The organism is Mycobacterium sp. (assembly GCF_046095365.1).
GTDB lineage: Bacteria > Actinomycetota > Actinomycetes > Mycobacteriales > Mycobacteriaceae > Mycobacterium.
In genome coordinates, this window is record NZ_JBJTJF010000127.1 from 1 (window position 1) to 4,436 (window position 4,436).

The 4,436-nt window shown below is 68.9% G+C and carries 3 protein-coding genes; all 3 read left to right on the plus strand.

Annotation, left to right across the window (positions count from 1 at the left end; translation table 11 throughout):
• Positions 1-1,799: propionyl-CoA synthetase (locus tag ACKOQ4_RS10555; RefSeq protein ID WP_526291569.1), on the plus strand; the 1,799-nt coding region annotated here is incomplete at its 5' end.
• Between the two features lie 27 nt (positions 1,800-1,826).
• Complete coding sequence (locus ACKOQ4_RS10560) at positions 1,827-3,242, plus strand: DUF2252 domain-containing protein (protein WP_526291571.1); 1,416 nt, start codon at positions 1,827-1,829, stop codon at positions 3,240-3,242.
• A 63-nt stretch (positions 3,243-3,305) separates the two neighbouring features.
• Positions 3,306-4,436: HNH endonuclease signature motif containing protein (locus ACKOQ4_RS10565; RefSeq protein ID WP_526291573.1), on the plus strand; the 1,131-nt coding region annotated here is incomplete at its 3' end.

Genomic DNA, 4,436 nt, shown 5'->3' on the forward strand with positions numbered 1-4,436 from the left:
GGGCGGTGTCCTGGACCCGGCCGCCGCAGCGGATCCTCGACGACGACAACCCGCCGTTCTACCGGTGGTTCCCCGACGCCGAACTGAACACCTGTGCCAACGCGCTGGACCGCCACATCGCGCGGCGCGGCGACCAGCCGGCACTGATCTACGACTCCCCGGTCACCGATTCCAAGCGGACCTACACCTACCGCGAATTACTCGGCCACACAGCGCGATTCGCCGGTGTGCTGCGCGGCCTCGGTGTCGGCAAGGGCGACCGCGTGCTGCTGTACATGCCGATGATCCCCGAGGCCGTCGTGGCGATGCTGGCCTGCGCGCGGCTGGGGGCGGTGCACTCGGTGGTCTTCGGCGGCTTCGCCAGCCATGAGCTGGCGACACGGATCGACGATGCGCGGCCGGCGGTGGTGGTGTCGGCCTCCTGCGGAATCGAGCCGAGCCGGGTGGTCGAGTACAAGCCCATGCTCGACCACGCCCTGCAACTGGCTCACCACCGGCCGCGGGCCTGCGTGATCGTCCAGCGCGACCGGCACCGTTGCGATCTGACCGTCGGGCGCGACCACGACTGGGCCGACCTGATGGCCGCCGCCGAGCCGGCCGACCCGGTTCCGGTGGCCGCCACCGATCCGCTGTACGTGCTCTACACCTCGGGCACCACCGGCAAGCCCAAGGGCATCGTCCGCGACAACGGCGGGCATGCGGTCGCCCTGAACTGGACCATGCGCAACATCTACGGGGTCGGACCCGGGGAGGTTTTCTGGGCGGCCTCCGACGTGGGCTGGGTGGTGGGCCACTCCTACATCGTCTACGGCCCGCTGCTGGCCGGCGCGACGACCGTGCTCTACGAGGGCAAGCCGATCGGCACCCCGGATGCGGGCGCGTTCTGGCGGGTGGCCGCCGAGCACCGCGTCAAGGTGCTGTTCTCGGCGCCGACGGCACTGCGGGCCATCCGAAAGGAGGACCCGGAGGGCTCTCACATCGGCCGTTACGACCTGTCCGCCCTGCGCTACCTGTTCCAGGCCGGTGAACGACTGGACCCCGACACCTACGCGTGGGCGACCGAGGTGCTCGGCGTTCCGGTGGTCGACCACTGGTGGCAGACCGAGACCGGCTGGGCCATCGCCGCCAATCCCGTCGGCTGCCAGCAGCTTCCGATCAAGGCCGGTTCGCCGACGGTCCCGATGCCCGGCTACGACGTACGGATCCTGCACCCGGACGGATCGGGCTGCGGCGCCGGCGAGGAAGGCGCGATCTGCATCCGACTGCCGCTGCCGCCGGGCACGCTGCCGACGCTGTGGGGCGACGACGCCCGGTTCGAGGCGTCGTATCTGTGTGAGCATCCCGGCTACTACCTGACCGGTGACGGCGGCCACCTCGACGAGGACGGCTACCTGTTCGTGATGGGACGGATCGACGACGTGATCAACGTGGCCGGGCACCGGCTGTCGACCGGGCAGATCGAGGCCGTCCTCGCCGCACACCCGGCGGTGGCCGAGTGCGCGGTGATCGGCGTCGCCGACGAGATCAAAGGGCAGGTCCCCCGCGGATTCGTCGTACTCAAGTCCGGAGCCTCGGACGCCGGACTGGCCGCCGAACTGATCGCCGCGGTGCGCCATACCATCGGCGCGGTCGCCTGCTTCAACGCCGTCGACGTGGTGGCGGCGCTGCCCAAGACCCGATCGGGCAAGATTCTGCGCAAGACAATGCGTGGTATCGCCGGCGGCCTCGACGAACCGGTGCCGTCGACCATCGAAGATGCTTCCGTGCTCGATGCCCTGCGCCCAATTCTCCGGCGCTGACTGCCTTTTGGTGTCTACGCTCAGCCGATGAACGCTCCGACGGACAACGTTGAACGCCCGCTGCGCGAGCGGGTCATCGCGTTCGAGAACGTCGACGATGACACGGCACGCGGCCGGGCGCTGCGCAAGATAACCCCGAGGCGAAACCTGGCCCAGTTGGTGCCCTCCACCCGCAACCCGGTGGAGATCCTGGTCGAGCAGAACGTCAATCGCCTGCCGGATCTGGTCCCACTGCGCTTCGCCAGGATGCTGACCGACCCGTTCTCGTTCTACCGCGGAGCCGCCGCCCTGATGGCCGCCGACCTCGCCGGCGGGCCGTCCAGCGGTATCGAGGTGATGTGCGGCGGGGATGCCCACCTGTCCAACTTCGGGATCTACGCCGCGCCGCAGCGCACTCTGGTCTTCGACCTCAACGACTTCGACGAGGCGGCCGTCGCACCGGCGGAGTGGGATATCAAGCGGCTCACCACCAGCGCGATCGTCGGCGGCCGCCACGCCGGCTACCCCAAGAAGACGATCCGGCGGATGGCCGCTGAAGTGGTGCGCACCTACCGGGACGGACTGCATGCCCTGCTCGACATGAACGTGCTGAACCGCTACTACCTCCGCCTGGAACCGCAGCGCTACGTCAACGAGGTCGCCGGCAGCCTCGGGCAGGTTCTCACCGGGGCCGCCCGCAAGGCCCGCGGCCGCACCTCGGCCAGGGTCTTCGAACGCATCATGGAGACCGGTCCGAACGGTGATCTGCGGCTTCGGGAGGACCCCCCGCTGCTCGAGCACGTCGAGGTCACCGACGAGTCCCGCCTCATCGGGGCGTTCCGCGAATACCTGACCAGCGTGCCGGCCGACATCGCCGTGCTGCTGTCGCATTTCAAGCTCACCGACATCGCCCGGCGGGTGGTCGGGGTCGGCAGCGTGGGAACCCGCAGCTATCTGCTGATCCTGACCGGCCCGGACGGAACGCCGCTGGTGCTTCAAGTCAAGGAGGCCAACCGCTCGGTGCTCGAGCAGTACGGCGGCCGGCAGCAGCCCGAGACCCTGGCCGCCGCCACCCGCGCGCTGGGCCAGGGCATCCGGGTGATCGACGGACAGCGGATCCTGCAGGCGATGTCGGACGTGTTCCTCGGACACCTGCGCATCGAGGGCAGGGACTACTACGTCCGCCAGTTCCAGGACATGAAGGGCTCGGTGGAGACCGAGGGCATGGATCCCGACACCTTCGGCCAGTATGTCGGCGCGTGCGCCTACGCACTGGCGCGCGGTCACGCGCAGAGCGCCAACGCCTCGATGCTGCGCGGCTACGTGGGCTCCGGCGACGCCGTCAACGAGGCGATCGTTCAGTGGTCCTACGACTACGCCGACAAGACCCTGTCCGACTTCGAGGCGCTCAAATCGGCGGCGAAGGCCGGCGAGATCAGGGTGGCCGACGCCCCGATGCGCTGACGCTGTTGCAGCGGTCGCCTTCGACGGCTCGGACGTGTCGTACCCCTCTGCGATGATGCTGTCATGTCCTCCACCGCAACATCTTTGGCCGAGACCGGGGCGGATCCCGGGCGGCGGCTGGAGGTGCTGTTCGACGAGCTGGCAGAGCTGACCGGTCAACGCAATGCCATCGACGGCCGTATCGTGCAGATCTTCGCCGAAATCGACCACGACCGGTTGTGGGGTAACACCGGGGCGCGATCGGTACAGGGGCTGGCGGCATGGAAACTCGGGATCTCATCGGCGAATGCGGGCAGGATCGCCACCATCGCCCATCGGTTGCCCGAGTTCCCACGTTGCGCGGCCGGGATGCGGGAGGGCCGGTTCTCGCTGGATCAGATCGGGGTCATCGCCGACCGGGCGGCCGACGGATCCGATGAGCACTACGCGCAGTTGGCGCAGTGTGCCACCGTCTCCCAACTGCGCACCGCGATCAAGCTCGAACCGCGACCCGAACCCGGACCGCAGGCCGAACCGGCACCGCAGCCGGAGTCACGCACGGACCTCCCCCGGTCGATCACCAAAACCTCCGACGAGCACTCCGCCACGTGGCACATCACCCTGCCCCACACCGAAGCAGCGGTGTTCGACGCGGCGCTGCAGTCACATCAGGACGGGTTGGTCGCCGAGTGGAGACGCGTCCACGCAGACGGGTCCTCCGAATCCACCCCGCCGTTTCCGAACGCCGTGGACGGGTTCATGAGTCTGGTGCAGGCCGGGTGGGACACCGACGTGGCTGCCCGCCCGCACGGGCAGCGCACCACCGTCGTCGTGCACGTCGACGTCGAGACACCGATCGCCTCGCTGCACCTGGGCCCGCTACTGTCCGACGACGACCGTCGTTACCTGTTGTGCGATGCGACCTGTGAAGTGTGGTTCGAACGCGCCGGCCATGTGATCGGCTCGGGACGGGAGACCCGGACCATCAACCGCCGGTTGCGCCGCGCGCTCGAACACCGCGACCATGGCACCTGCGTGGTGCCCGGCTGCGGCGCCACCCGAGGTCTGCACGCACACCACATCAGGCACTGGGAGGACGGCGGTCTGACCGAGCTGGCCAACCTGGTTCTGCTGTGCCCGTTCCATCATCGGCTCCACCATCGCGGCGGCATCACCATCACCGGTCCCGCCGATCGCCTCGTGGTCACTGACGCC